At 72.1% G+C, this 25,701-nt stretch carries 24 protein-coding genes and 1 pseudogene; 13 read left to right on the plus strand and 12 right to left on the minus strand.

Features of this window, described 5'->3' with window-relative positions; translation table 11 throughout:
• Nucleotides 1–33: 33 nt before the first annotated feature.
• A complete protein-coding gene (locus K7G60_RS25620) occupies nucleotides 34–873 on the minus strand; it encodes a class II glutamine amidotransferase (protein WP_225803300.1) in 840 nt (279 codons plus the stop codon).
• A gap of 492 nt (nucleotides 874–1,365) precedes the next feature.
• On the opposite strand from K7G60_RS25620, the gene K7G60_RS25625 reads away from it, so the two are divergent.
• From K7G60_RS25625 to K7G60_RS25635, 3 genes are read left to right on the plus strand one after another with little or no spacing between them, the layout of a single operon-like run.
• The gene (locus tag K7G60_RS25625) at nucleotides 1,366–2,517 is read left to right on the plus strand and encodes a glutamate--cysteine ligase (RefSeq protein WP_263986317.1); all 1,152 of its coding nucleotides are present in this window, start codon (nucleotides 1,366–1,368) and stop codon (nucleotides 2,515–2,517) included.
• Between the two features lie 56 nt (nucleotides 2,518–2,573).
• Complete coding sequence (locus K7G60_RS25630) at nucleotides 2,574–4,358, plus strand: N-acetylglutaminylglutamine amidotransferase (RefSeq protein WP_225803302.1); 1,785 nt, start codon at nucleotides 2,574–2,576, stop codon at nucleotides 4,356–4,358.
• Nucleotides 4,331–6,364: an alpha/beta fold hydrolase gene (locus K7G60_RS25635; RefSeq protein WP_225803303.1), complete on the plus strand. Its 2,034-nt coding sequence runs from the start codon at nucleotides 4,331–4,333 to the stop codon at nucleotides 6,362–6,364. The genes K7G60_RS25630 and K7G60_RS25635 overlap by 28 nt, the downstream gene beginning before the upstream one ends.
• Nucleotides 6,365–6,487: 123 nt before the next feature.
• Here the strand turns inward: K7G60_RS25635 and K7G60_RS25640 are convergent, their stop codons facing one another.
• The 6 genes from K7G60_RS25640 to K7G60_RS25665 all read right to left on the minus strand — a co-directional run bounded on the left by K7G60_RS25640 (nucleotide 6,488) and on the right by K7G60_RS25665 (nucleotide 12,583).
• The gene (locus K7G60_RS25640) at nucleotides 6,488–7,693 is read right to left on the minus strand and encodes an amidohydrolase (protein ID WP_225803304.1); all 1,206 of its coding nucleotides are present in this window, start codon (nucleotides 7,691–7,693) and stop codon (nucleotides 6,488–6,490) included.
• A gap of 330 nt (nucleotides 7,694–8,023) precedes the next feature.
• Entirely contained in the window at nucleotides 8,024–8,353 is a 330-nt protein-coding gene (locus K7G60_RS25645) for a plasmid stabilization protein (protein ID WP_225803305.1), read from the minus strand.
• A 227-nt stretch (nucleotides 8,354–8,580) separates the two neighbouring features.
• On the minus strand, nucleotides 8,581–10,161 hold the full coding sequence (locus K7G60_RS25650) for an NAD(P)/FAD-dependent oxidoreductase (protein ID WP_225803306.1): 1,581 nt from the start codon (nucleotides 10,159–10,161) through the stop codon (nucleotides 8,581–8,583).
• Nucleotides 10,148–10,600 carry an SRPBCC family protein gene (locus K7G60_RS25655; RefSeq protein WP_225803307.1) on the minus strand — a complete coding sequence of 151 codons (453 nt, stop codon included), beginning with the start codon at nucleotides 10,598–10,600 and terminating at the stop codon, nucleotides 10,148–10,150. The genes K7G60_RS25650 and K7G60_RS25655 overlap by 14 nt, the downstream gene beginning before the upstream one ends.
• 13 nt (nucleotides 10,601–10,613) lie before the next feature.
• On the minus strand, nucleotides 10,614–11,618 hold the full coding sequence (locus tag K7G60_RS25660; RefSeq protein WP_225803308.1) for an SDR family NAD(P)-dependent oxidoreductase: 1,005 nt from the start codon (nucleotides 11,616–11,618) through the stop codon (nucleotides 10,614–10,616).
• A gap of 227 nt (nucleotides 11,619–11,845) precedes the next feature.
• Nucleotides 11,846–12,583 (minus strand): dienelactone hydrolase family protein, encoded by a 738-nt coding sequence (locus tag K7G60_RS25665; protein WP_225803309.1) that lies wholly within the window; start codon nucleotides 12,581–12,583, stop codon nucleotides 11,846–11,848.
• Nucleotides 12,584–12,709: 126 nt separating this feature from the next.
• On the opposite strand from K7G60_RS25665, the gene K7G60_RS25670 reads away from it, so the two are divergent.
• The 5 genes from K7G60_RS25670 (at nucleotide 12,710) to msrA (ending at nucleotide 16,661) form a co-directional block, all read left to right on the plus strand.
• Nucleotides 12,710–13,084, plus strand: a complete 375-nt coding sequence (locus tag K7G60_RS25670; protein ID WP_225803310.1) for a hypothetical protein — start codon at nucleotides 12,710–12,712, stop codon at nucleotides 13,082–13,084.
• A 133-nt stretch (nucleotides 13,085–13,217) separates the two neighbouring features.
• Entirely contained in the window at nucleotides 13,218–14,408 is a 1,191-nt protein-coding gene (locus K7G60_RS25675) for an NAD(P)/FAD-dependent oxidoreductase (RefSeq protein ID WP_225803311.1), read from the plus strand.
• Nucleotides 14,405–15,310: an RNA polymerase sigma factor SigJ gene (gene sigJ, locus K7G60_RS25680; RefSeq protein WP_225803312.1), complete on the plus strand. Its 906-nt coding sequence runs from the start codon at nucleotides 14,405–14,407 to the stop codon at nucleotides 15,308–15,310. Before K7G60_RS25675 ends, sigJ begins: the two co-directional genes overlap by 4 nt.
• A gap of 57 nt (nucleotides 15,311–15,367) precedes the next feature.
• Complete coding sequence (locus K7G60_RS25685; protein WP_225803313.1) at nucleotides 15,368–15,916, plus strand: ABATE domain-containing protein; 549 nt, start codon at nucleotides 15,368–15,370, stop codon at nucleotides 15,914–15,916.
• Nucleotides 15,917–16,148: 232 nt separating this feature from the next.
• A complete protein-coding gene (msrA, locus tag K7G60_RS25690; protein WP_225803314.1) occupies nucleotides 16,149–16,661 on the plus strand; it encodes a peptide-methionine (S)-S-oxide reductase MsrA in 513 nt (170 codons plus the stop codon).
• A 178-nt stretch (nucleotides 16,662–16,839) separates the two neighbouring features.
• Here the strand turns inward: msrA and K7G60_RS25695 are convergent, their stop codons facing one another.
• Together K7G60_RS25695 and K7G60_RS25700 are read right to left on the minus strand one after the other, a co-directional pair.
• Nucleotides 16,840–17,685 (minus strand): prephenate dehydratase, encoded by an 846-nt coding sequence (locus K7G60_RS25695; protein WP_225803315.1) that lies wholly within the window; start codon nucleotides 17,683–17,685, stop codon nucleotides 16,840–16,842.
• 16 nt (nucleotides 17,686–17,701) lie between these two features.
• Nucleotides 17,702–17,995 (minus strand): hypothetical protein, encoded by a 294-nt coding sequence (locus tag K7G60_RS25700; protein ID WP_225803316.1) that lies wholly within the window; start codon nucleotides 17,993–17,995, stop codon nucleotides 17,702–17,704.
• A 92-nt stretch (nucleotides 17,996–18,087) separates the two neighbouring features.
• Here K7G60_RS25700 and K7G60_RS25705 point away from each other — a divergent pair, with 92 nt between their 5' ends.
• Nucleotides 18,088–18,858, plus strand: coding sequence for a GNAT family N-acetyltransferase (locus tag K7G60_RS25705; RefSeq protein ID WP_263986318.1), 771 nt, complete (start codon nucleotides 18,088–18,090; stop codon nucleotides 18,856–18,858).
• Nucleotides 18,859–19,373: 515 nt separating this feature from the next.
• Here the strand turns inward: K7G60_RS25705 and K7G60_RS25710 are convergent.
• Nucleotides 19,374–19,970 carry a hypothetical protein gene (locus tag K7G60_RS25710; RefSeq protein ID WP_225803318.1) on the minus strand — a complete coding sequence of 199 codons (597 nt, stop codon included), beginning with the start codon at nucleotides 19,968–19,970 and terminating at the stop codon, nucleotides 19,374–19,376.
• 232 nt (nucleotides 19,971–20,202) lie between these two features.
• On the opposite strand from K7G60_RS25710, the gene K7G60_RS25715 reads away from it, so the two are divergent.
• The 3 genes from K7G60_RS25715 to K7G60_RS25725 all read left to right on the plus strand — a co-directional run bounded on the left by K7G60_RS25715 (nucleotide 20,203) and on the right by K7G60_RS25725 (nucleotide 22,522).
• Entirely contained in the window at nucleotides 20,203–20,925 is a 723-nt protein-coding gene (locus K7G60_RS25715) for a molybdopterin-dependent oxidoreductase (RefSeq protein WP_225803319.1), read from the plus strand.
• The gene (locus K7G60_RS25720; protein WP_225803325.1) at nucleotides 20,873–21,523 is read left to right on the plus strand and encodes a cytochrome b/b6 domain-containing protein; all 651 of its coding nucleotides are present in this window, start codon (nucleotides 20,873–20,875) and stop codon (nucleotides 21,521–21,523) included. Before K7G60_RS25715 ends, K7G60_RS25720 begins: the two co-directional genes overlap by 53 nt.
• A gap of 474 nt (nucleotides 21,524–21,997) precedes the next feature.
• On the plus strand, nucleotides 21,998–22,522 hold the full coding sequence (locus tag K7G60_RS25725; protein WP_225803320.1) for an AAA family ATPase: 525 nt from the start codon (nucleotides 21,998–22,000) through the stop codon (nucleotides 22,520–22,522).
• A 148-nt stretch (nucleotides 22,523–22,670) separates the two neighbouring features.
• Here the strand turns inward: K7G60_RS25725 and K7G60_RS25730 are convergent, their stop codons facing one another.
• Together K7G60_RS25730 and K7G60_RS25735 are read right to left on the minus strand one after the other, a co-directional pair.
• Entirely contained in the window at nucleotides 22,671–23,300 is a 630-nt protein-coding gene (locus K7G60_RS25730; protein WP_225803321.1) for a class I SAM-dependent methyltransferase, read from the minus strand.
• A gap of 29 nt (nucleotides 23,301–23,329) precedes the next feature.
• Nucleotides 23,330–23,419, minus strand: a pseudogene (locus tag K7G60_RS25735) (transposase); the annotation flags it as partial.
• 298 nt (nucleotides 23,420–23,717) lie between these two features.
• On the opposite strand from K7G60_RS25735, the gene K7G60_RS25740 reads away from it, so the two are divergent.
• Nucleotides 23,718–25,349, plus strand: coding sequence for a DUF6351 family protein (locus tag K7G60_RS25740; RefSeq protein WP_225803322.1), 1,632 nt, complete (start codon nucleotides 23,718–23,720; stop codon nucleotides 25,347–25,349).
• Nucleotides 25,350–25,701 lie beyond the last annotated feature (352 nt).

The raw sequence follows: 25,701 nt of genomic DNA on the forward strand, positions 1-25,701 counted from the left end.
CCGTCCGCGTGCACGGCTGTCCGTGCGCACGGGTCAGCGGTGCGCGGGTGCCGGGGCGAAGGGATGCAGCTCGTCGGAGCCCGGCCGGACGAACCTGTAGCTGCTTTCCGGTACTTCGTTCCACACGCCGGGCAGGTTCTCGAGGGGCTCGGACACGATGAGGCGCGTCTCCGGGGAGATGTCCTGCAGGAAGGCGACATCGGGATGCAGCCTGCGCAGGTCCTCCACCCGATTGCTGTAGAACAGCGAGCGCGATGCCCGCTCGCTGGAGTAGCGGAAGGCCCACACGCGCTCCCCCTCGGTGATGGCGAGGGTCATCTGGAGCGGGAACTCCACCCCGTGCTCACGGCCGACGCGCTCCACCTCTCCCGCCATGCGCGCCACGGCGGCGGGCGGGTCCTGGTCCAGGCCGTAGGTGAGGGCCAGGTAGAACATCACCTCGGAGTCCGTCGTGCCTTCGAGGCCGGCGAACAGGGAGGGGTCTATCAGCAGGATGAGGTCACGGCGTACGAGGTGGAACCCGGTGATGGCGCCGTTGTGCATGAACATCCAGCGGCCGCGCCGGAACGGGTGGCAGTTCGACTGCTGTACCGCCGTCCCGGTCGACGCCCGGATGTGGGCGAAGAACAGCGGGGAGCGGACGTGGTCGGCCAGCTCCCGCAGATTCCGGTTGTTCCAGGCGGGGCCCACGTCTCTGAGGAGCGCCGGAGTGCTGCTCTCTTTCGAGTACCAGCCGACGCCGAACCCGTCCCCGTTCGTCGTCTCGACGCCGAGCCTGGCGAATCGGCTCTGGTCGATCAGCGAATGCGTCGGTCGGTACAGGATGGTGTCGAGCAGTACGGGTGTTCCCGAATACGCGAGCCATCGGCACATGCGTGATCACCTGCGTCCCTGCGGCACGGCGGAGAGGAGGCGTTCCCGGCCTCCGGCGTGGCGCCGGTCGGAGCCCGGCCCGCTCCCGTGACCGGGCCTTGGTGCCGGCCCGGAAGCCCCGGGAGGGAACGCCGCTTCTCCCGCTGCTCCACGGGCGTTCCGTAGCGAATCATCCGACTCTCATTCTCGGCCCCGCTCCCGGACGCCGCCACGCGGTCCCCGGCCGGGCCCTCACCCGTGTGGACGAACGGAGGGCGGCTCCGTGCCCGGCGGCAGGACTCGCCGTGCCGGTGCGGATCCGGGAGGGTGGAGGAGGCGGCGAGGACGCAGTCGCAGGTGCTCGAATGAGCAGGTTCTCTATCATGAGAGCGATCGTGCTTAGATCGCGGCCGACGGGGAACCCGCACGTCAAGCCGGAGCGGCAAGGCCGCCAGGCGGATTGCGACCGGCCGAGGATCGTCGAGCTTCCCAGGAGTCACCGTGGTCGTCCGGATGGGTGTCGAAGAGGAATTCCATGTGATCGACGCCGAGAGCGGCGCGCTCACCCCCCAGGCGGACGCCGTACTCGGGCGGCTGTCCCGGCACGGGGACGGGTTCACGCGGGAGCTGCCCCAGTCGGTCGTCGAGTCGAACAGCGGTGTGCACGCGACCCTCGACGGGCTGTACACCGACCTCTCCGCCTCACGGCGGCGCCTGGACGCGGCCGCCTCCTCCCAGGGCCTCGCGGTCATGGCGGCGGGCGCCTCCCCGATCGCGTGCCTCGGAGCCGTACGGGCGACGGACGACCCCCGCTACCTCGCCATGGCGGAGGACTACTGCCGGGTCGCCGACGAGCAGCTGATCTGCGGCGCCCAGGTGCACATCGACGTCCCCGACAGGGACACCGCGATCCGGGCGCTCTGCATCCTGAACCCCTGGGTGCCGCCCCTTCTGGCGCTGTCCGCGAGCTCTCCCTACTGGCTCGGGGCCGACACGGGCTACGCGAGCTGGCGCAGCATGATCTGGCAGCGCTGGCCCACGTCGGGCCCCGCCGGATGCTTCGCCGACGCCGCGGACTACGACGCCGCCGTCGACGAGCTGATCGGTTCCGGCGTCATCAGCGACGCGGGGATGATCTATTACGACGTCCGCCCCTCCGCGCACCTCTCGACGCTCGAACTGCGCGTCTGCGACGCCTGCCCCCGCGTCGAGACGGTGGTGCTGGTCGCGGCCCTGTTCCGCGCGCTCGTCGTCGACGCCTGCGCACGCGTCGAGGCCGCGGGCGGCGAGCGCTGCGACGGCAGGCACGAGTGGCTGCGGGCGGCGACGTGGCGGGCGGCCCGCTCCGGCCTCGAGGGCGACCTGGTCGACCCGGTCACCCGCCGGCCGGCGCCGGCGCCGGAGGTCGTACGCGCCATGCTCCGTCACCTGCGCCCGACGCTGGAGGCGTACGGGGACTGGGAGGCCGTCCGGACCCTGGCCGAGGAGGCCCTGGCCCGCGGCAGCGCCGCACACCGCCTTCGCCGCGCCGCGTCCGAGGCCGACCTGCTCGCGGCCGTGGACCTGTTCCTGGCCGAGACGCGCGGTGAGGAGTGGAGCGGTCGCAGGCGGGCGGGCGCCGCTCTCACGGTGCCCCGCTTCCGAGCATGGGGCGTGCCGGCGTAAGGCCGTTTCCGGATGACGAGTTTCGTGTACGTGCCCGACGGCCGAGGAGGGCCTGGATGTGTGGTGTGAGCGGCGAGATCCGCTTCGACAAGGGACTGCCCGACATAGCCGCGGTCGAGCGCATGACCGACCGGATGGCGGCCCGCGGACCCGACGGCCGGGGCGTGTGGTCCCAGGGAGCCGTCGCCCTCGGACACCGCCGACTGAAGATCATCGAGCTGTCCGAGCGGGGAGCTCAGCCGATGACCGACAGTGAGGCGGCGCTGACCTGCGTCTTCAACGGCTGCATCTACAACTACCGGCAGCTCCGTGAGGAACTGGGGCGTCTCGGCCACCGCTTCGTCACCACCTCCGACACCGAAGTGGTGCTCAAGGCCTACCGCCAGTGGGGCTGCGACTTCGTCCACCACTTCGTCGGCATGTTCGCCGTGGCGCTGGTGGAGCACGACACGGGACGGCTCGTGCTCGCCCGCGACCGGCTGGGCATCAAGCCCCTCTACCTGGCCGAACTGCCGGGCCGGCTGCGCTTCGCCTCGACGCTCCCGGCGCTCCTCGCGGGCGGCGGGGTGGACACGACGCTCGACCCGGTGGCGGTGCACCAGTACATGAGCTGGCACGCGACCGTGGCCTCACCCCGCACCGTCCTCGCCGGCGTGCGCAAACTTCCGCCCGCCACCGTCCGCGTGGTGCAGCCGGACGGTACGCATCGCGACCACCGCTACTGGCAGCCCTCCTACACGCGCCGCAGCGCGTTCGCGGGCATGGGCCCGGACGACTGGCGGGACGCCGTCCTCGACGCGCTCCGCGTGGCGGTGCGGCGGCGGATGGTGGCCGACGTGCCCGTCGGCGTCCTGCTCTCGGGCGGCCTCGACTCCAGCCTCATCGTCGCCCTGCTGGCCGAGGAGGGGCAGAGGGACCTGGCGACGTTCAGCGTGGGCTTCGAGGGGGAGGCGGGGGAGGAGGGCGACGAGTTCGTCTACTCCGACCAGGTCGCGCGGCACTTCGCGACCGACCACCACCAGGTGATGGTGCCGTCGGACCGGGTCGCCACCGCCCTGGGCGACGCCGTCGCCGCCATGAGCGAACCGATGGTGAGTCACGACGCCGTCGCCTTCCACCTGCTGTCGGAGCTGGTGTCCAAGGAGGTCAGCGTCGTCCAGAGCGGCCAGGGGGCGGACGAGGTCTTCGCCGGGTACCGTTGGTACACGGCCCTGGCGGACGTCGAGCGGGAACAGGAGCCCCAGCGGTACGAGGAGGTCTACTTCGACCGCTCGCACGCCGATCTCGCGAAGATCCTCCAGCCGCACATGCTGCCCGACCACGACCCGTCCGCGGAGTACGTCCGTGCGCACATGGCCGCCCCGGGCGCCGAGACCGCACTGGACGCGGCGCTCCGGCTCGACGTCCACGTCATGCTCGTGGACGACCCGGTCAAACGGGTCGACAACATGACGATGGACTGGGGACTCGAAGCGCGCGTGCCGTTCCTCGACCACGAGCTGGTCGAACTCGCGGCCGCCTGCCCGCCGGACCTGAAGCTCGCAGAGGGAGGCAAGGGCGTGCTCAAGCAAGCCGGGCGCACTCTGCTGCCGCGCAACATCGTGGACCGGCCCAAGGGCTATTTCCCGGTACCGGCCGTCCGCCACATGGCGGGTCCCGTCCTCGAACGTGTCAGGGACGCCCTGTCCGCGCCGGAGGCCCGGGCACGCGGGCTGTTCCGCGACGAGTACGTCGACTCGCTGCTGGCGGCACCCGACGAGCACCGCACGAACCGGGGGGCGAACGCCCTGTGGCACGTGGCGTTGTTGGAGATATGGCTGCAGACGCACGGCATCCACTGACCGTGGCCCCCGTCTCGACGGCTCCCGTGGCGGAGCCGTTGGCCGACGCCGCCGGTCCGCGGGACACCCCCCGGCCGCGGGTGGCCCACGGCTGCTGGTACCCGTCCCCCGACCCCCGTGGCGAGCACGTGGCCTTCATCTGCGACCGCGACGGCGCGCCGCAGCTCTGGACCGGTCCGGTGGACGGCGACGACGTGCACCTGCTGGACACCGGTCCCGACCACGTCACGGAGGTCTCCTGGTCCCCGGACGGCAGGTGGATCGCGTACACCACGGCCCCCGGCGGAAGCGGCCACACGCGCGTGCTCTGCGTACGCCCCGACGGCTCGGAACGCAGGGTCCTGGCCGGCGCGGAATCCGGGAGTTCGGCCTATCTGGGCTGCTGGGCGCCGGACGGATCGGCCCTCGCGGTGACGGTCGCCGAGCCCCTCCAGCAGAATCCCGACCCACTCGTCGACGCCGACCGGCCCGTCGGCTGGACGGAGCGCGACGGGCACGCCACCCTCCTCGACGCTCCCCGTTCCGGTACGGCGGACGACCTGCCACCTGCACCGGCCCGTGACCGGCTCACGGCCTATCTCGTCGATCCCGCCGGGACGACCGCGCCCGAGCTCCTGGCCGACGAGACGGAGGCGGCGACGCTCCGCGTGTGCGACCTCAGCCAGGACGGGCGCCTGGCCCTGCTGCGCCGCGGCCCCCGTGGGAGGCGCGAGGCCGTGGTCATGCGCCGGGCCGACCGGACGCCGACGTGCGTCCTGCCGGTCGCGGACGGTGATCCGTGGATCGGCCGCTTCTCGTCCGACGCCCGCACGGTGTGGCTGCGCAGCGACCACGAACGGGAGTTCGCCGCGCTGCTGGCGATCCGCCTGGACGGCGCCGACGAGCGGAAAGAACTCTCCGTGGTGGCAGAACGCGACGCGTGCGACCTCGAACTGCTCGCCTTCGTGGAGAGCGGCCGACGAGCGGCCCTGGCCTGGAACGACGGAGGGGTGAGCCGGCTCGAGACCATTCCCCTGACCGGCGACTGGACCAGACCTCCGTCCCGAGAGGTGCAGCTGGAGCACGAGGTGGTCACCCGCGTCACGCCGGCGGGGCCGGACGGGATGACGGTCGCGCTGTCGGGGTCCCGCCGCCGTCCCGGCGTATGGGCCGCGACGCCCTCCGCGCCGCCCGCCCGCACACCGTGGTCGGCGCGCGACCGCGACTCCGTGCCGCAGGGGACGGAGCCCGTCCGGCCCGTCCCCCTGCGCGCGACCGCTCGCGACGGACTGCTCCTGGGCGGCTGGTACCACCGGGCCCCCGGCCGGGGGCCCGGCGAACCGGCGCCCTGCGTCCTGCATCTGCACGGCGGCCCGGAGGAGCAGGAACGCCCGGTCTTCGACCCGCTCTACCAGGAACTGCTCGGCCAGGGTCTGGACGTCTTCGCCCCCGACGTCCGCGGCTCCTCGGGCTGGGGCCGCTCCTTCGTCGACGCGGACCTGGGCGAGGGCCGCTTCGCCGCGATCGACGACGTCGCGGACTGCGCGATGCACGCGGTCGCGTCAGGACTCGCCGACCCTCGCCGACTCGCCGTGATGGGGCACTCCTACGGCGGCTACCTCACGCTGGCCTCGCTCGTGTGGCACCCCGACCTCTTCCGCACGGGCATCACCGTGTGCGGGATGTCGGACCTCGCCACCTTCTTCGCCGGCACCGAACCGTGGCTGGCGGAATCGGCCGCTCACAAATACGGCCATCCCGAACGGGATCGGGCACTCCTGCGTGCGCTGTCGCCCATGAGCCGCGTGGACGAACTTCGCGTCCCGTTGCTCGCGGTGCACGGGGAGCACGACACGAACGTCCCGCCGGGGGAGTCCGAGCAGATCGTCGGCGCCGCACGCGCACGGGGGCTGGTGGCGGAGCTTCTGCTGCTGCGCGGCGAGGGCCACGACTTCCGGCGGGCCGACAACCGGCGGCTGTTCCGCCGTACCGCCGCGGCGTGGATGCAGCGGTGGCTGCTCGGCTGAGGCCGGGCACGCCGGGTCGTGAGGCCGAGGCCGGGCACGCCGGGCCATGAGCAGGCGCGCGGCGCGGACGTCCACGGGTGCGAGACCCCGGCGACGCGGCACTGATCTCCCGGGGCCCTGTCGCTACCGCCCCGCCGCGGCCTTCTCCCTCAGGCGGGCCCAGGCCCGCTCGCGCACGTCCGGGCGCAGCAGGACGTCGGCCGCCGTGCAGGCCAGCGCCTCCGCCGCGGCGGACATCACGTGCCGGGCCCTCGGCCCCGCCGCGGCCTCCGCGAACTCGGGCGTGTGGTCGGAGGCCTCCGGGCCCATGATGGCGATCCACGGATGGATCCCGGGCACGCGCGTGCTGACGTTCCCGAAGTCGGACGATCCCAGGTACACGCCCGCCGTGGGTTCCGACAGACGGATGCCGGCCCGGTCGAGGTGCCCGGCGAACAGGGCCGACAACACCTCGTTGTCACGGAAGTGCTCGTACCGGCCTCCCACGTCGGTCACCTCCACCCTGGTACGAGTGGCCAGAGCCACGCCCTCCGCGCACGAGCGCAGCTCCTCCACCAGTCGCTCCAGGGCCGACGTGGTCTCCCCGCGCAGTCCGAACAGGCCTTCCGCGTAGGCGGGGACGAGGTTCGTCGCCCGCCCGCCGTCCGTCACGATGCCCTGGACGTGCGACCCCGTGGGAAGCCGCCTGCCCAGCACACCGAGCGTGTTGAAGAGCTGGATCAGCGCGCCCAACGCGTCGATCCCCTCGGTCGGGCTGCCGGTCGGGTGCGCGGCGCGGCCGTGGAACCCCACCCGGACCTGTGCGCTGGCCGTCAGCGGCGCCCAGGTCCAGTCGTGGACACCGGGATGGAACATGAGCGCCGCGTCCACCCCCTCGAACACTCCTGCCGCCACCTCCGCGACCTTGCCGCCGCCGCGCTCCTCCGCGGGCGTCCCCACGGCCAGCAGCGTCCCCTCGACCTCGCCGAGCGCGGCGCGCACGGCGAGTGCGGCACCGAGGCCCGCCGCCGCGATCAGGTTGTGGCCGCACGCGTGCCCGAGGAGCGGCAGGGCGTCGTACTCCATCAGAAGGGCCACGGAGGGCCCTTCCCGGCCCCCGGTGGCCGATCCCGCGCGGGCGACGAACGCGGTCGGCAGGTCGGCCACCCCGCGCCGCACCTCGAAGCCCTCCCGTTCGAGCTCGCCGGCCAACAGCCCGGCCGCCCGGTGCTCCTCGTACGCCGTCTCCGGATCGCGGTGCAGCGCCAGGCTCACGTCCCACAGCCGATCGGCGCGGGCGGCCACCTCCTGCCTGATGCGGGCGTACAGGGACTCGGGGCTCTGCGACACGTGCGCTCCTCAGGACTTCCGGCTCGCGGTCCGCGCTTTCCTCGCGGTCCGCGCTCTCGGCTCGTGATCCGCGTTCCACCACGACGGACGGACGCCACGGCGCGCCGTCGCCGTGGAAGGCTCCCGCCGCGGACGCACGGTCTGACGGCAGGACCCGCGCCCGCCCGCAGAGGAGCGGGCCCTGCCCGGGTCCTGTCGCCGGACCGACCGAACGAGTGCCCGTACTTCGCCGAACGGGCGGGACACCGCCTCCCTCACCGCGGCCTCGGGCACCCTCGCCGCCACGTCGCTACGCCGCTGCTCCGGCAGGAGGCGCCGTGCTGCTCGTGCTCAGTGGCCGAGAGCGTTCTTGAGCTGCTGCTTCGTCATCGTGGAACGACCCTCGATGCCGCGCTTCTTCGCTTCCTGGTACAGGTCGTCCTTGGTCCGCTCGGACGACCTGCCGCCGCCCCCGGACTTCTCGCCGCCACGCTGCGAGGCGGACTTGCCCGAGGTCGAACTGCGGCTGGCCGACTTGCTCTCGCCCGACCGCGCCCGTTCCTTGTTCACGGTACGGGAGGCCATCTCCTTGGCCCGGTCCTCGGACATGCCGCGCTTCTCGCCCGACTCCTTGATGTGCTCGTACTGACGCTCGCGCTTGGAGCTGCTTCCTCTGGGCATGAGGGGAACACTTCCTTCCTGGGGAATTCGAGGTTCCCCGCAATGCTGCGCGTACCCGGACCGTCGCGCATTTCACGCGCACCCGAAGGAGAATCGGAAGCCGGCCCGCTCCGTCCACCGCGGACCGCCGGCCGAAGCTCCCGGGCCGGCGGGCCGGCACCTGCCGCTCACGCTGCCGGACGAACCGGCCGGGCACCGGCTCAGGGAGGACCCCCGGGCCGGGGGTCTCAGCGGCGTCGGCGGGGCACGTGCGGCGCCCTGAGGGCGGCACGGGCCGCGTTGGCGCCCGGCGCCCCGTGGACGCCGCCGCCCGGATGCGTGGTGGCGGAGCAGAGATAGAGGCCGCGGATCGGGGTGCGGGGGCGGCCGGTGCCGGGGAGAGGTCGGAAGAGGAGCTGCTGGTGCAGGTTGGTGGTGCCCTGGTTGACGGCACCGCCCACGAGGGCGGGGTTGAGCCGTTCGAGGTCAGTGGGCGCGAGGACGCGCCGGGCGCGTATCGAGGCGCGGAACCCGGGCGCCAGACGCTCGATCCCCGCTTCGACCCGCGCGGCGATCGCGTCCTTCTCCCGCTCGTCCCAGCGGCCGGCGATGTCCTGGCCCCCCGCGTCGCGTCGGATGTGCTGGGGGACGTGGGTGTAGCCCCAGGCCGATTCGGTGCCGGCCGGCGAACGGACGGGATCGGCCGTGGTCATCTGACCGAGCACGGTGAACGGCACGTCCGGTACCTGCTCCATGGCGAGTTGCGCCGCGAAGCGGGTGAGCGCGTCGAGGCCCTCCGCGACGTGGACGGTTCCCGCGCCGCGGGCCTCCCCGCACTCCCACGGGATCGGACCGGACAGGGCCCAGTCCACCTTCACCGTGGCGAAGTCCCACTGGAAGCACCGCAGGTCGGAACGGAGCCGCGCGGACAAGTACTCGTCGCCGACGAGGCGCTCGTACAGCAGGGGAGCGGGGATGTCGGCGAGGACCGCCCGTCGGACCGGGATCTCGGTCCCGTCGTCCGCGCGGACGCCGACCGCCCGGCCGTTCCGGATCACGACCCGGGTCACCGTACGGTTGCACAGCAGCACGCCACCGCGGTCGCGCAGCCGCGTGACGAGGGCGTCGGTGAGCCGGCCGGCGCCACCGGCGGGGACGGGGAAGCCGTGCTCCTGGCCGAGCATGCACATCAGCCAGCCCATGCCTCCGCCGAGGGCGGACTCGGGCGCCAGGTCGGCGTGGAGCGCGTTGCCGGCGATCAGCAGCCTCCCCCCGTCGCCCGCGAAGTGCTCCTCGCCGAACCGCCGGGCGGGCAGCAGCATGGTGCGCAGCAGTCGCAGCGCCTCCTGGGGCCCGGTACGGGCGGCGAGCCGAAGGCCCGCGCGGGCGGGAGGGAACGGCGTGAACAGGCAGGCGACGAGGTCGTCGCCGACGCGCCGCCACAGGCGGTGCAGGCGCTTCCAGGCCGCGCCGTCGGCGGCCGCGAAACCGGCCAGCGAGGCGGCGGTCCGCTCCGGATCCCGGCTGAGCACCGGGCAGCGACCGTCGGCGAGGGGGTGGGCCACGACCGCGGGGGCGTGGCTCCAGCGCAGGCCGTACCGGTCGAGCTCGAGGGCCCTGATCACGGGCGACACGGCGGCCAGCGGATAGAAGGCGCTGAACACGTCGTGCACGTAGTCCGGGTGGACGCCCCGGTCGCTGCGCACCGCGCCCCCCGGCTCCTCGCCCGCCTCCACCACGACGACCCGCCACCCGGCGTCCGCGAGGACGTTGGCTGCCACCAGCCCGTTGGGACCGGCGCCGACGACCACCGCGTCAGGCACGCCCATGGGCCCGGTCCCTCGTCGACACGGCGACCCGATCCAGCCGGTCGAGCATCTTGCGGTGGCGCCAGCGCAAGAGCGCGTCGGCGCCCGAGTTGTGCCAGCGTGCCGCGGGCCCCTGCAGGGGATGCTCGTCGACGACGACGAGGGTGCCGTCGCCCCAGGGCTCGATGCGGAAGGCGATGCGCGCGCTGCCCAGATGGGTCCGCGCCTCCAGTTCGAGACGGTGGACCGGCTCGCAGACGCGGGAGACGGTCCGCCCTTGGTAGGACCAGGGGCCGAGCTTGAGGGTGTAGCCGAGCTCCGCGCCCGCGACGGGCCACTGCCCGTCCTGTTCCCAGGATTCGTGCGTGCCCACCACGAACCGCGCGTACGACCGGCCGTCGCTCAGGACCGCCCAGACGGCGTCGGGAGGGGCTTCGATGAGTCGGTTCCACTGAGCCACGATCGGAGTCTCCTTACGGGAAGCGGGAACGGGCGCCGAGGACGCCGACGCCCACGGCTCCCGCGGCGGCCAGGGCCACCGCCCGCCGTGCCGCGGTGCGGGCCCGTGCGTGCCGGCCACCGGTCACCGCGGCCGTGTCCCCGGACGGGTCGTACAGGGCGGAGGTGGTGACCGGCGCGGTGCCCGGAGCACCCAGATAGCCGTGCTCGGTGCGGCGGCGGACCAGGCGCCGTACCAGGCGTGGTGCCAGGGCGTGGCTCCACGGCAGGAGCCGCGCGCCGGGCCCGACGACGACGCGCCTCCGGGGCCGGGCCGCCGTGCGCACCACGGCGCGCGCCACTCGTTCGGGAGTCGCGAGGGCGGGCAGGGACCGCACGCGGCGGCCTGTGTGGTTGGCCGCGTGCTTGAAGAACGGGGTGTCGACGCCGGCGGGCAGCACGGTGCAGACGGCGACGCCGTGGTCGCCGCTGAGGGCCAGCTCCTGGCGCACCACCTCGTCGAGCACGACCAGTGCGGCCTTGGTGACGGCGTACGCACCCATGTAGGGAGCCGTGACGGCGCCTCCGAGGACCGAGGACAGGTCGATGAGCACACCGTGGCCCTGGCGGCGCATCAAGGGGAGAGCGGCCTGGGCGCCCTGGAGGACGCCCAGCACATTGACCTCCCAGGAGCGACGGACGTCGGCCAGTGGCACGGCGTCGAGGCGGCCGAGGACCCCCACTCCGGCCGCGTTCACCCACACGTCGACACGGCCGTACAGGCCGACCGCCGTGTCCGCCACCCGGACCATCGCCTCCGCGTCGGTGACGTCGGCGGGCACGGCCACCGCCTCGGCCCGCGGGTGCGCGGCCGCACACTCCCGGGCGACGAGGCCCAGGGCCTCCGCGCTGCGGGCGGTGAGGACGAGCCGGGCGCCCCGTCGGGCGAAAGCAAGCCCGACGGCACGGCCGATTCCGCTCGACGCACCGGTGATCACGACCACGGTTCCTGGCGCGAGCGTGCGACGGGTCCTGTCCATAGCCCTGCAAGTGACCGTTCTGGGCGGATTCATTCCTCTTTTCGCCCCGAACCCGCACGCCCGCCCCCGCTGCCGCGCATCCGCACCTCCTCACCGGCCCGGCCTGTGGGGCTCAGACCGCTGTGCGACGTCGGTGGCAGGCGCAGGCGAGGGCGAGGGCGAGCACGATCGGGCCCCACGGCATCACGCGACGCCGACCGGTCCTGGCGCCGGCATGTCTGCCCGGGTCATGCCCCCAGGTCCTCCGTCACGGGCAAGCACTCGGCGAGCAGGTCGACGACGTCACGCCAGGCGCGCTGCGCGTGCCGTGGGTGGTGGCCGACGCCGGGGACCGCGGGGTGGTCGACCGGCGGGTGGTGGAAGGCGTGCAAGGCGCCGCCGTAGACCGTGAGGCGCCAGTCGACGCCCGCGGCCTGCATCTCGGCGGTGAACGCGTTCCGTTGCGCGGACGGCATGATCGGGTCTTCCGACCCGACCCCGGCCCACACCGGGCAGCGGATGCGCGCCGCCTCGCCCGGTCGGCCCGTGGTGGTCGCGTTGATTGTCCCGATCGCGCGCAGGTCGACGCCGCCTCGCCCGAGTTCCAGCGCGATGGCGCCCCCGGTGCCGTAGCCGATGGCGGCGATCCGGTCGGGGTCGGTACGGGGCTCGGTGCACAACTCGTCGAGTGCCGCATGGCCGATGCGCCGCATCCGGTCGGGATCGGCGAGCAGTGGCATGCAACGGGCCAGCATCTCCGCGGGATCACTCAAGTAGCGCCCGCCGTGAAGGTCGAAGGCCAGTGCTACGTATCCCAGCTCGGCGAGAGCATCGGCCCGGCGGCGCTCGACGTCGCTGAGCCCCATGCCCTCCGGCCCGAGCAGCACCGCGGGCCGGCGGTCGACACCGGCCGGGAGCGCGAGGTGCCCGATCATCGTCAAACCGTCGGCCGGGTACTCGACGGTACGCGTCGTAATCGTCGTCATGAGACCGGACTGTAGTGATCGTCGGGCCCGGTCCGGCCGCTGTTCTGCCGCCGGCAGAACAGCGTGGGTGTCCCTCAGGTGGGCCAGGGACTGTCTCTTGGATCCGGACGTGAGATCGTCGTGCTCGTGATCGAGTCCTGGGTGATCAACGACGACAGCCCTGTCCCTGTGTCGCCCGCGGTGGTGCCGGAGGTCCTTCGGTCGAGGGTCGGCAGCGGGCAGCTCGAGACGTGGTTGACCGGTTCGTCCGGACGGTCGCTGGCCTTCGTGACGAATACCGAGCGCGCGATGGTGATGCTGCTCGCGGAAGAGGGCGATCCCGGCGAGCATGCCGTGGACCCCGGAGCCGAAGGGTCGAGCGACGGGTTCGTCCTCTCCAACGGGCGGGACGACGAGTACCCGGATCAGGACACCGTCCCCATCCATGAGGCGTTCGAACTCGTGGAGCACATCGTGGGAACGGGCTCTTGGCCCGCGGACGCGTGTGTCCGACCCCTGTGACCGTCGCCCTCACCTCGGCGAGGTCCGTCTCCGCAGTGAGGAGGCGGTGTGCCACCCTCGCCGAATCCAGTGGGAGTGATGCGCGTCACACCCCGTCGTGTCACGTCTCGGCGGTCCGCGGTGTCTTGAGGACATGACCGAACACAACACATTCCACAAGGTCGTGGTCATCGGCGGCGGTTACGCCGGAACGCTGGCCGCCAACCGTCTGCGGATGCGCGACGACGTCGACGTCACTCTGGTCAACCCGCGCGCGGAGTTCGTCGAACGCATCCGGCTGCACCAGTTCGCGGCCCGTACCGGTGACGCCACGATCGACTACGGCACACTGCTCGGCGAGGGCGTCGAGTTGCTCGTCGACAGCGCCACGCGCATCGACACCGCCACCCGCACCGTGCGGCTGGCGTCGGGACGGGACCTGCACTACGACTACGTGATCTACGCGGTCGGCAGTACCGGAGCGACACCGGCATCGGTGCCCGGCGCGGCCGCGTTCGCCGTGTCCGTCGCTGAATTCGAGTCCGCGCGGCGGTTGCGCGCCAGGTTGGACGAGGTGCCCCTCGATGCTCCGGTCACCGTGGTCGGCGGCGGGTCGACCGGCGTCGAGACGGCCGCGGAACTGGTCGAGCAGGGACGCGCGGTCACGCTGGTGTGCGGCCGGACCCTGGCGCCGACGTTCAGCGCGCCGGGTCGCCGGTACATCGCCAAGTGGCTGGCCCGGCACGGTGCCACCGTGATCGAGGGCGGCATGGTGACGGAGGTCCGGCAGGATGCGGTCGTCCTTGCCGACGGGTCGGTGCGTCCGAGCGCGCTGACCGTCTGGGCCACGGGTTTCGGCGTGCCGCAGCTGGCGGCGGCGAGCGGACTGCGCACCGACGCGCTCGGCCGTCTGCTCACCGACGAGACGCTGACCAGCGTCGACGACGACCGCATCGTCGCCGCCGGCGACGCCGCCGCACCGTCGGGCCGGCCGCTGCGGATGAGCGGCTACGCCGCCGGGCCGCTCGGGGCGCAGGCTGCCGACACCGTGCTGAGCCGTATCGCGGAGACCGAACCGGCGGTGATCGACCTGGCCTTCACGGGAGCGTGCCTCAGCCTCGGCCGACGCGCCGGCGTACGGCAGCTCGCCCGCAAGGACGACACCGCGGTGAACGTGTACATCGGCGGCCGTGCGGGTGCGGTGATCAAGGAGGTGACGTGCAAGTTCGTGGTGGCGAAGAGGATCCGTCAGGAGGCCCGCCGGCCGGGCTCCATGGGCTGGCCCAAGGGTGGCCCGCGACCCGGGCGACGGCCTTCCCCCGCGGGAGAGGTCGCCTCCCCGTGAGCACCGACGAGCACGCCGACGAGCACGCCGAGCGGTTCACCCTGCTGCGGCCACTGCTGTTCACCATCGTCTACGAGATCCTCGGCTCGGCGACCGAGTCCGACGACGTGCTGCAGGACAGCTACCTGCGCTGGGCCGACGTGGACCTCGCGACAGTGCGGGACACGAAGTCGTACCTGGCGCAGCTGGTGACCCGTCAGGCGCTCAACTCCTTGCGGACGAACGCGCGCCGCCGCGAGGACTACGTCGGCCCCTGGCTGCCCGAACCACTCCTGCTCGACGAGAACGACGCGTCGACCGATGCGGTGCTCGCCGAGTCGGTGTCGATGGCGATGCTCGTGCTGCTCGAAACGCTCACCCCCGACGAGCGCGCGGTGTTCGTGCTGCGCGAGGTGTTCGGCTTCGGTTACGAGGCCATCGCCGTGGCGGTGGGCAAGTCGGTCGTCACGGTGCGCCAGGTGGCGCACCGCGCCCGTGAGCACGTCAGGGCCCGGCGCAAGCGCTTCGAGCCCGCCGACGAGGCGGAGAACGCACGGATCACCCGGCAGTTCATGACCGCCGCGGCCACCGGTGACCTGGAGGGACTGCTCTCGCTGCTCTCGCCGGACGTCACCTGGACCGCGGACAGCGGGGGCAGGGCGACTGCGGCGCGCCGGCCCGTGGTGGGAGCGGAGAAGGTGGCCGCGGTCCTCATGACCATCTTCCGCCGGGGACAGCTGACGGACCCGCGGATCGAGCTCGTCAACTGCAACAACGTACCCGCGATCGTGGTCCACGGCGGCGACCGCCCGGAAGGCGCTTTCCTGGTCGAGATCACCGAGGGAAAGGTCACCGGCGTCTATGCCGTCCGCAACCCGGACAAGCTCGTCGCGCTGACGGTCCCGCGCCGGATCAGCCGGTGAGGCCGGCCAGGAGGGCAGGGGCTTGCAATGCACCCGGTCACCGTTCAGTATGGTTACGTGAATCATGCATTTCCCTGCGGGACGCTCTGCCTGGACTTCGTCGGCACCCTGCGGGCGCGTCGCAACGCCGCGCCCCTGGAGAAGCTGGCCACCCCCGGCCTCCTGGACGACTGGTTCGTGGAGTCGGGGATGGTGGATCTGGCGCCCGGTGCGAGTGGGGCGGACGTGGTGATCGCCGTGCAGCTGCGCGAGGCGATCTACGACCTGGTGGCCGCACGCCTCGATGAACGACCCCTGCCGACGGAGGCGGTCGCGGAGGTGAACCTGCACGCCTCCGGTCTGCCGGTGACCCTGCGGCTGGGGCCCGACGGGGTCATGCGGACGGGGTCGGTCGCGCAGGGGCTGGCGACGCTGGCCCGCGAGGCGGTCCGGCTCCTGGGCGGGGACGAGGCCGCCCTGCTGCGGGAGTGCGCCCGTCCGGAGTGCACGCAGGTCTACCTCGACCGCTCGCGTGGCCATCGCCGGGAATGGTGTGCGATGAAGACCTGTGGCAACCGGGTCAAGGCCGCCAACTACCGGGCGCGCCGGCAGGCCGCCCAGTCCTGACCGCGCGAGCCCGCCCCCGGGCCGTCCGGTCCCGTCCCGCTCGGGTGCGGCGACGCTCCCTACGGGCACGGGGGCGGCGCCCCTCGTAACGTCACCTGTTTGACCGGTGATGGTGTTCTGTGTCAGTCTGGGGTGTGTCCATCCTTCGGCGATACGACACACCCCAGGCCGACCGGCGGCCCGCGAGGCCGGCCGGAGGCGACGTGACAAGCGAAGAGGACGGTGACGGACGATGGCCGGCAGCGAGGAAAGGGCCGTACTGGCGGGCGGCTGCTTCTGGGGCGTGCAGGAACTCATCCGCGCGCAGCCGGGTGTGCTGGCCACGCGGGTGGGATACAGCGGCGGTGACCTGGCCAACCCGACGTACCGCCGCCACGACGGGCACGCGGAGGCCGTCGAGATCGTCTTCGACAGGACGGTGACCGACTACCGGACCCTGCTGGAGTTCTTCTTCCAGATCCACGACCCGAGCACGAAGAACCGGCAGGGCAACGACATCGGGGACAGCTACCGTTCCGCCGTGTTCTACCTGGACGACGAGCAGCGGCGCGTGGCCGAGGACACCGTCGCCGACGTCGACGCCTCGGGACTGTGGCCGGGCCCCGTGGTCACCGAGATCACCCCGGCGGGCCCGTTCTGGGAGGCCGAGCCCGAGCACCAGGACTATCTGCAGCGCTACCCGGACGGGTACACCTGCCACTTCCCGCGCCCCGGCTGGCGGTTGCCCCGGCGAGAAGAGTCCTGACCCGGTCGGCACGGCCGGGAGGCGCCGCCTCCCGGCCGTGCCGACGGAACCCTGCCGGGGGTGAGCGCGCGGAGCGGATCCCTCACGCGTTCCTTCGGTGTGCTTCCTCGCGATGCCCCCGCCCCGCCCCGCCCCTCTCGCTTTCCGGGTCGTCGAGCGGCACCCCCCGGCCCGACCGTCAGGCGGTCGTCACGCCGCTGCGGCGGTGCGGATGCGCCGGGTACACACCGAGAACGCGCACTTCGGTGGAGAAGAAACGCAACTCGTGCAGGGCCAGCGCCACCTGCGGCTCGTCCGGATGCCCCTCGATCTCGACGTAGAACCGGCTCGGGCTGAGACCGGCGCCCATCTGGTAGCTCTCGATCTTGGTGAGGTTGACGGCGCTGCTGGCGAAGCCGCCCAGAGCCTTGTACAGGGCGCTCGGGATGTTCCGTACGGCGAAGAACAGGCTCGTCATCGTCGGCCCCTCGCCGACGGGCGCGAACGCGGGCTCGCGGGAGAGCACGACGAACCGCGTCGTGTTGTCCGGATCGTCCTCGACCTCCGGACGAAGGACCTCCAGGCCGTAGTGCCGGGCCGCGGCGGGCGGGGCCAGCGCCGCATGCCGTACGTCACCGAGCTCCGCCACCTCGCGGGCGGCCCCCGCCGTGTCGTCACTGACGAGCGTGCGCCAGCCGCCCTCCCGCAGCACCTTCCGGCACTGCCCCAGCGCGTGCACGTGGCTGCGCACCCATTCGACGTCGTCCAGCGTCGCTCCGGGCACGCCCATCAGGTCGAAGCGGATGGCGAGGAAGTACTCGCCGGTCACGAAGAGCCCCGACTCCGGCAGCAGGTGGTGCACGTCCGCGACCCGGCCGGCGGCGGAGTTGTCCACCGGGATCACCGCCAGGTCCGCGGTGCCGAGCGTCACGGCGTCCAGGGCCTGCTCGAAGCCGGTGCAGGGCAGCTCCGTGATGCCGGGAAACAGGTGCTGCGTGGCTGCCGCCGAATTGGAGCCCGGTTCACCCTGATATGCGGCGATCATTGCCTTGTCACACCTTTCATCGCGCGGGGCAGTCGGACTCGGCGACCGACAGGAGAGCCACCGTAGACCCCAGGTGGTGGATGATCGTGCTGTTGTCCACCACCAGAGACGCCCGGGAGGCGCTGCCCGTCCCTCCTCGGGATGCCGGTGCGCGCCCTCGTACGCCGTGGCGGTCGCGTGCCGTCCAGGAGGCGGCGCGCTCGACGCGGGCCGTCGAGGACCGCCGCGCGGCGAGGGGGACGACGTGCTCCGGCCCCGCCCCGCCGAGTTCCCCACCACGCGCCTTGTGGTCGACTGATGAGCGCTTCACGAGGGAAGGGAACCCCGGAACCGTGCGATCTGCGCGGGCATCCCGACGAAGTGAGGATTTCAGTGGCTGTTCTCGGGGACTCTGTCGAATCGATGGAACAACTGGCGGTGGTCTGGCGGGCCATGGTTCTCGACCGGGACCAGGACGCGGACGTCCGTGACCTTCCGGGCATCGCCGTCCGCTGGGCCGACTGCCGGTTCGCCTTCTGGAACTGCGTGACCCTGACCGATGTCGGCGTCGGCGCCGGGCTTCTGGAACGGCGACTGCACGAAGCGGCCGAGGTCATGCGGACGAAGAAGCGGCCGGGCTTCCTGTGGGTCTTCGAGGACCTGATCGAGGACGGCGCGCGCGCGGGTCTGGACGCGGCGGCCGAGCGGGCGGGCCTGGTGCACGCCTTCCCCGGTACGGGCATGGCGGGGGACCTGCCGCCCCTGCCTGAGCCGGTCCATCCGGATCTGACCTTCGTACGGGTGTCGACCGACGAGCACCTCACGGCGTACGCGGACCTCAACTCCCGTGCGTACGGCTTCCCTCTGGAGGACGGCCGGGACGGCCTCGCCGGCTCCACGCTGTGGAAGGACCGGGTGTACGCCTACCTGGGCGTGCGCGACGGTGTGCCGGTGACCTGCGCCGCGACGGTGGAGGCGGAGGGCCGGCTCTTCGTCGTGCTCGTCGCCACCGACCCGCAGTGGGAGCGCCGCGGTTACGGCGAGGCGGTGACGAGGAAGGCGCTGTACGAGGGAGCCCGCGCCACCGGCCTGACCCGCGCCACCCTGCACGCGACCGTCGCCGGGGCGCCCGTGTACCCGCGCATCGGCTTCGAACCGAACTCGCCGATGCGCTTCTTCGCGCTCAAGGGCTGACCGGCCGCCGTCGGCGTCGACGAGTTCCGCCCGGCCGGTGCGGGGCGACAGGTCGCCGAGACTCACCGCCCGGCCGGGTGCCGCTTCTCGCGCTCACCGCGTGTCAGGTCAGCGGAATTCCGTGGCCGTCGGCCCGTGGCCCGACATCGTCACGTCGGCCGCCCAGGTCCATATGCGAGTCGCGTCGGGCTCTCTGTCGGCTGCGACGGCCTCGGCTGCGACGGCCGAGGCCTGTTGCCGTGAGGGAGTTGGGGACGTCTTCGCGGGCGGGGACCGACAGCCGGCCCGGCGTGGTGCCTTTCTTGACGTACGTCGTGAGATCCATGTTCTCGCCCGTCTGTCCGGTCGGCCCCCTCGGCCGGCGGCGCCGATGCCCGCCGTGGCCCGGGAGGCGGGTCGTCGGGGTGACGCCAGGAGAGATGGCGCGGGTGCTGTTTGCCCGGTCGGGCTGAAAGCCGGGCGGAAAGGGCCATCCGTCGACGTACGCACCGACCGGACGACCTGGTCGCACGGCCTCAGTTGTCTGCCGCGGAGTCGTCCTGCTGGGCTGCGAGTGCGCGCCGGCCGGATTCTTCGAGGGCGTACGTCACGGATCGCTGCTGTTTGCGGCGCCGGATGTGTCCCTTGGCCACGAGCGACTCCAGGGTGTTGCGCACGACCTGCGGGGTGGGGTTGCGGTCCGGGTGCTTCTCCAGCAGTTCGTCCCGCAGTTCCTTCGCGAGGAGCGGCCCGTCGTGACCGGCGAGCAGGGACAACAGGAGGTCTCCGAGCGGAGGCTGCCGCGACTTCCCTTCGGCGGCCTTTCTCGCGGGTTTTCCCGTCCGCGCCGCCTGCCGCGCAGGGGTGTCGCCGGAGGGGGCGGCGGATGCCCTGCGTGACCTGGCCCCGGCGGGCGCGGGTTCTTCCCGGGACTGCTCGGACAGGGGCGAGGATTCAGCCAGGCTCTCGTACCGCTCGGCGAGTTTGAGGATGTCGACGAGGAGGGCTTCCTCCTGCTTCAGCAGCCTGACCTTCTCGGTCAGCTCCTGCTGGCGGCGACGGTTCTCTTCCAGATCCGACGCGGCCTGATCGACGAGCCGCGCTCGGAGCGTGGCGGCTGGTTGGCTGGTCACAACCGTTCACTCCCTGGCGCATGGATGACGCTGTGCATGTTACCCAGGCCGGAGCGGCCGTGCGGAAGGGTCGGGCGGAGGAGGGTGCCTCGGGCGCGCGGTGCACGTGTGGCGTGCGTATGAGAGTGACGCAAGCCCAGGGTGCGGCCTTGCGTTGACCGATCGCATTGACCCGTGCCATCCTCGTCACCACTCAAAACGGTTACTGATGCCGCCGCGGAGGAGCAGTGACATGACAGGTCGGTCGAAGCGAAACGCCGAGGGTGCCCCGGTGGGGCGGCGTGCGCTGCTGGGCATGCTGGCCGCGGGAGCGGCCGGACTCGCCGCGGCCCCGTCCCTCCAGCGCGGCTGGGAGAGCTTCCTCGGAGCCGCCTCCCGGAAGGACCCCACCGGGCTGACCGGACTGCTGCCCAATCCGGGTGGTTTCCGGTACTACAGCATCGTCGGCTCGGTGCCGCGCAAGGACGAGCGCACCTACGCGCTGACGATCGGCGGCCTGGTCGACCGCCCCAGGACCTACACCCTCCCCGAACTGCGGGCGCTCCCGCAGACGCGGGTCCTCGGCGACGCGGTCTGCACCGACGGGTGGCGCGTGGACGACACCCCCTTCGAAGGGGTGAGGCTGGCGGACCTGCTCGACGCCGCCGGCGTGCGCGAGAAGGGCACGGCGGTCCGGTTCACCTGCTTCGACGGCGCCTACAGCGAGAGCCTCACCCTGGAGCAGGCCCGCCGCTCCGACGTCCTGGTGGCACTGAACATGCAGGACAAGCCGATCAGCCACGTCCAAGGCGGCCCGGTCCGCCTGTACGTGGCACCGATGTACTTCTACAAGTCGGCCAAGTGGCTGTCCGGCATCGAGGTCACCGAACAGGTGGTCCCCGGCTTCTGGGAGGAGCGCGGCTATCCGGTCGACGGCTGGCTCGACGACGCGGACCGGACCGATGGCACGGCCTGACCGGGACGGCCGAGTCCGGCGCTTCGGCCGCCCCCAGCGCATGGTCCACCGTGCCACCGGATGGCTGATGCTGCTCTGCCTGGCCACCGCGGCCTGCCTGTACCTGGGCCCGCTCGCCCGACTCGTCGGCCGGCGCCACCTCATGGCCACGGTCCACGAATGGTCCGGCATCCTGCTCCCGGCACCCGTCCTGCTGGGCCTGCTGTCCGCCGAATTCCGCGCCGACCTGCGCCGCCTGAACCGCTTCGCGCCGTACGACCGGGAATGGCTGCGGGCCGTTCGCAAGCGCCACACCTGGCCCGGCGCGCGCCCGGCCGGCAAGTTCAACGCGGGGCAGAAGCTCTACGCGGGCTGGATCGCCGGTGCCGTGCTGGTCATGATGTTCACCGGCCTGCTGATGTGGTTCATGGACCTGCTGCCCTTCATCTCCCGCACCAGCGCGATCTTCGTGCACGACATCGTGGCCTGGGCGATCACCATCGTCGTCATCGGCCACATGCGCAAGGCGGCCGCGGACCCGGAATCACGCCTGGGCATGCGGACCGGCTACGTCAGCGAGTCCTGGGCCGAGCGGTACCACTCCCGCTGGTTGGACTGAGCCCCGCCCGACAGACGGTCACCGCTTCCGTCTCGAAGACGACCGCTGTCCTGGCCGTCTTGATCGTTCTCGCCCCTGTGGAGCGACGCCCGTTGCTCCACAGGGGCTGATCCGTTCCTTCGATCCCGCGCCGGACGCCGCGACGGATGACGAGCGGCTCCACTGGCACGGGTACTCGTACCACCTCGACCTCCTCTCGGACAGGACCCTGGCGGACCACGAACCGGACGAGCTCGAGGACGGCCGGCCCACCACCGACCGGATCGGCCGACATGAACGACCCGACCAGGTCCCCACCGCGTCGGCGGGTCTTCTCGGCGTGGCCACCGATCGGGTCACTGCTGGATCGAAGCACGGCAGGCGTCACCAGGGCAGGCTTGGCCTCGTTGACCGGACGACGTGCTCGGTCAGGAAGGGAAACCTGATATCGGCGACTGAGACCACCTGTGCCTCGCGCGGCGCTAGCGTTGGGCCGTGATCGTATGGCTCAACGGCACCCACGGCGCGGGCAAGACGACGACCAGCGCACTCGTGCAGCAGCTACTCCCTGACTCCCGGGTGTTCGACGCCGAGAAGGTCGGCGAGACGCTCATGGACATCACGCCGGGGCTGCCCGAGACGGACAACTTCCAGCACTGGCCGCCGTGGCGGCCGCTCGTGGTCGAGACCGCCCGCCACGTACTCGACTACACCGGCGGCATTCTGGTGATCCCCATGACCGTCCTGGTCGAGCAGTACTGGCGCGAGATCAGCGCCGGCCTCGCCCGGCACGCGATCCCAATACGGCACTTCGTCCTCCACGCCGACCAGGACACCCTCCGCAGCCGCATCGCGGGAGACACCGTCGTCGGCCCCGACTCCCCCTTCCGCCTCGCCCACCTCCAGCCCTACGCCGAGGCGGCCCGTGGATGGCTGCACGCGGAGGCCGAGGTCGTCGACACCACGCACCTCACGCCCGCCCAGGCCGCCCTGCGGATCGCGGCGGCCGTCAAAGACTGAGGGCTGCCCGTCGAGCTCCCCTCTGGTGGCGCGAGGGCCGCTGAACGGGCACGTGTGGCAAGTCCGGTGTCTCATCGGACCGGCAAGCGCCCGCCGAGCCGGTGGTCCGGAGGCGCGCCGACACCTGGCGGGTATCGCCAGGCAGGACCTATGAGCGGCGGGCCAGCAGGTGGGCGTCGAGGAAGCCCCGTTCGGAGGCTGGATCGTGGAGCAGCCGGGCGAAGGGAACGAGCCCGGCGTCGGTCAGCAGTTCGGCGAGGCGGTCCGTCGGCCAGCTGTAGGCAGGTGCCACCTTGTGGTCGAAACGAACCGGCTCCGGCCCGTCGGTCCCGAAGAAGGAGACCAGGAGCAGGCCGCCTGGCGCCAGGACGCGTACCTGTTCGGCGAGCAGCTGCGGCAGTTCTCCCGGAGGGGTGTGGATCATCGAGTAGTGGGCCAGTACGCCGCCGAGCGCGCCGTCCTCGATCGGCAGGGACTCCATCCGCGCCTCCTGGAAGCGCAGCGCAGGATGGGCCCGCCGGGCGTGGTCGACCATGCCGGGGGAGAGGTCGAGTCCAAAGGCGTCCAGGCCCAGTTCGTGCAGCATGGCCGTCAGATGCCCGGGCCCGCACCCGACGTCCGCTGCTCGCGGGTTGCCCGTCGCGCGCACCAGTTCGGCGAAGGTGCCGATCATGGCCCGGGCGAACGGCTGTGTCTCCAACCGGTTCGCGAACAGCGATGCGTACAGCTCGACGACTCCGTCGTAGGCCGCCCTGGTCTCGTCCTGGTGATTCGCCACGGGCAGGACTCTACGAGATCCGCCTGCCAAGGCCCGAACCGATCGGGCAGGTCCCTCCAGGGCAGACCGGTTCGGAGCGTGAACACGATGCCCTTGAGCACTCGGCGGTGATCCCGCCACGGGCTCGGTAGGTCCAAGACCCCGTCGGCGAGCGACGTGTGCGTGCCCCGCGGCTGTGTGACGGCGGTATTCATCGTCAACTGGCTTACCTGGCGGGCGTGATGTGGCACCAGGGCAGGCCCTGGCGATGTCGCGCGGTCTCGATGCTCGACTGGGCCACAGACCCTCCATCGCTGGAGTAACCGTCTTGACCGGTGACGTGGGCTCGTGACAATCTCTTCTCGCGCGCATCGCTCGGAAGCGCGCCGACGCAGATGTCACCGTGTTGAGCGGTTATCTATTTCTGATGGGGAAATCATGAGACGACGCCTTCTGATCGCCGTCGCAGCGGGGGTGCCGCTGGCCGCGGCGGTGTGCCTGCCGAGCGCCTGGGCGGGTACGGCGGGTACCGGGAGTTCCGCCGCCCGGCCGCTCACCTGCTCGACCGTCACGGTGCGGGCACCGGCGGGCACCGAGGTGGAGAACGTCGTGGCGGTCTCCCGTCCGGCCGGGACCGTCGACGTGCCGGAGGTTCCGCCCCTCCCCGCCGCGCAGATCACCGACGTGCCGGCCTACTGCGATCTGACGGTCACGCTGACCCACCCGGGCGAGGGCGACCACACACGGGTGAAGGTCTGGCTGCCCCAGGACGGCTGGAACGGCCGGCTGCAGACGGTCGGCGGAAGCGCCTTCGCCGCCGGTGACTACGGCACCGCCCTCGCGGGCGCCGTCAAGAACGGCTACGCCGCCGCCACCACCGACGCCGGCGTCAAGACCTACCTCGACACCAGCTGGGCCCTGAACACCGAGGGCCGGGTGGACACCACCCTGCTCACGAACTTCGCCTCCCGCTCCGAGCACGAGACGGCCGTCGTCGCCAAGCAGGTCATCGGCGACTACTACGGCAGGGCGGCCTCCTACGCGTACTTCAACGGCTGCTCCACCGGCGGCCGCCAGGGCTACGCGGAAGCCCAGCGCCACCCCGACGACTACGACGGCATCCTCGCCAACGCACCGGCCGTCCACTGGGACGAGTTCGAGGTCGCCACCCTGTGGCCGCAGGTGGTGATGAACAACGAGAAGACCTACCTCAGCGGGTGCGAGTTCGACGCCTTCAACACCGCCGCGATCAAGGCCTGCGACCCCCTCGACGGCGTCGAGGACGGCCTCGTCGAGAACCCGGCCCGCTGCGACTTCGACCCGCGCCGACTGATCGGCACCACGGTCGTGTGCGAGGGCGAGGAGCGGACCGTCACCGCCGCCGACGCGGCCGTGGTCCGCAAGATCTGGGACGGCCCGCGCACCACGTCCGGCAAGAGGCTGTGGTCCGGCGTACCGATCGGCGCCGACCTGAAGTTCCCGTACCTGGCGGGCACCCTGCCGGACGCGAACGGCGACCTCAAGGGCGTTCCGTTCCCCGTCCCGTCCGCCTGGGTCGCGACCTGGCTGAAGAAGCAGCCGTCGTTCGACGTCTCGACGATCACCTACAGCCAGTTCACCGAGCTGTTCCGGCAGTCCCAGGCCGAGTACGACGAGGTCATCGGCACCGACGACCCGGACCTGTCCGCCTTCCGCAGGTCCGGCGGCAAACTCCTGACCTGGCACGGCCGGCAGGACCAGCTCATCCCCACCCAGGGCACGGTGACCTACCGCCGGCATGTCGAACGGAAGATGGGCGGCGCCGGGCGGGTCGACGACTTCTACCGTCTCTTCCTCGCGCCGGGCACGGCCCACTGCGCTCTGACCGGGCAGACCGACGACCTCGGCGCCCTGCGGGCCTGGGTCGAGCAGGGCAAGGCGCCCAGCACCCTGACCGCCACACTCACGAACTCCGCCGGCGAGCGGGTCACCCGTGACCTGTGCGCCTATCCGAAGGTCTCCCGCTACAAGGGCCACGGAGACCCGGCCGTCGCCGACAGCTTCCGGTGCGTGTCCCCGGCCCGGTACTGACCTGTCGGAACATCCCCCGGGCGCTCAGCGCCTGGGGGATGTTCCGCATGCCCCAGGTGGCGGTCGACTCTGGAGGGCCGGTTCCGATGGGCTGGAGGCCCCACCGGCTGCGGCCCCGCAGTGCCCGAGCACCTCGAGCGCCAACGACCACGGCCCGCCCCCTGGTGGGGGCGGGCCGTGGTCGTCCTCGTCGGTGCGGAGGGGGAGGGCGGCGCGGTCGGCGGAGGAGGGGACGGCCGGTTCCGGCTCCGCTAGGCCGTGTGTCGAAGGTGGATCTTGAGCTGTGAATGATCCCGGTCCATGGGTGGGGGCGATCTCGCGGACGAGCAGTGGGCGGCGCTGGAGCCGCTGT

Origin of the sequence: Streptomyces sp. NK15101 (assembly GCF_020400725.1) — a bacterium.
Lineage (GTDB): Bacteria > Actinomycetota > Actinomycetes > Streptomycetales > Streptomycetaceae > Streptomyces.

Coding starts and splice junctions, on each gene's coding strand:
- K7G60_RS25620 (WP_225803300.1), bottom strand. CDS start 873: ATGTGCCGATGGCTCGCGTATTCGGGAACACCCGTACTGCTCGACACC.
- K7G60_RS25625 (WP_263986317.1), top strand. CDS start 1,366: ATGGGTGTCGAAGAGGAATTCCATGTGATCGACGCCGAGAGCGGCGCG.
- K7G60_RS25630 (WP_225803302.1), top strand. CDS start 2,574: ATGTGTGGTGTGAGCGGCGAGATCCGCTTCGACAAGGGACTGCCCGAC.
- K7G60_RS25635 (WP_225803303.1), top strand. CDS start 4,331: ATGGCTGCAGACGCACGGCATCCACTGACCGTGGCCCCCGTCTCGACG.
- K7G60_RS25645 (WP_225803305.1), bottom strand. CDS start 8,353: ATGCCCAGAGGAAGCAGCTCCAAGCGCGAGCGTCAGTACGAGCACATC.
- K7G60_RS25650 (WP_225803306.1), bottom strand. CDS start 10,161: ATGGGCGTGCCTGACGCGGTGGTCGTCGGCGCCGGTCCCAACGGGCTG.
- K7G60_RS25660 (WP_225803308.1), bottom strand. CDS start 11,618: ATGGACAGGACCCGTCGCACGCTCGCGCCAGGAACCGTGGTCGTGATC.
- K7G60_RS25665 (WP_225803309.1), bottom strand. CDS start 12,583: ATGACGACGATTACGACGCGTACCGTCGAGTACCCGGCCGACGGTTTG.
- K7G60_RS25675 (WP_225803311.1), top strand. CDS start 13,218: ATGACCGAACACAACACATTCCACAAGGTCGTGGTCATCGGCGGCGGT.
- msrA (WP_225803314.1), top strand. CDS start 16,149: ATGGCCGGCAGCGAGGAAAGGGCCGTACTGGCGGGCGGCTGCTTCTGG.
- K7G60_RS25695 (WP_225803315.1), bottom strand. CDS start 17,685: ATGATCGCCGCATATCAGGGTGAACCGGGCTCCAATTCGGCGGCAGCC.
- K7G60_RS25705 (WP_263986318.1), top strand. CDS start 18,088: ATGGAACAACTGGCGGTGGTCTGGCGGGCCATGGTTCTCGACCGGGAC.
- K7G60_RS25715 (WP_225803319.1), top strand. CDS start 20,203: ATGACAGGTCGGTCGAAGCGAAACGCCGAGGGTGCCCCGGTGGGGCGG.
- K7G60_RS25740 (WP_225803322.1), top strand. CDS start 23,718: ATGAGACGACGCCTTCTGATCGCCGTCGCAGCGGGGGTGCCGCTGGCC.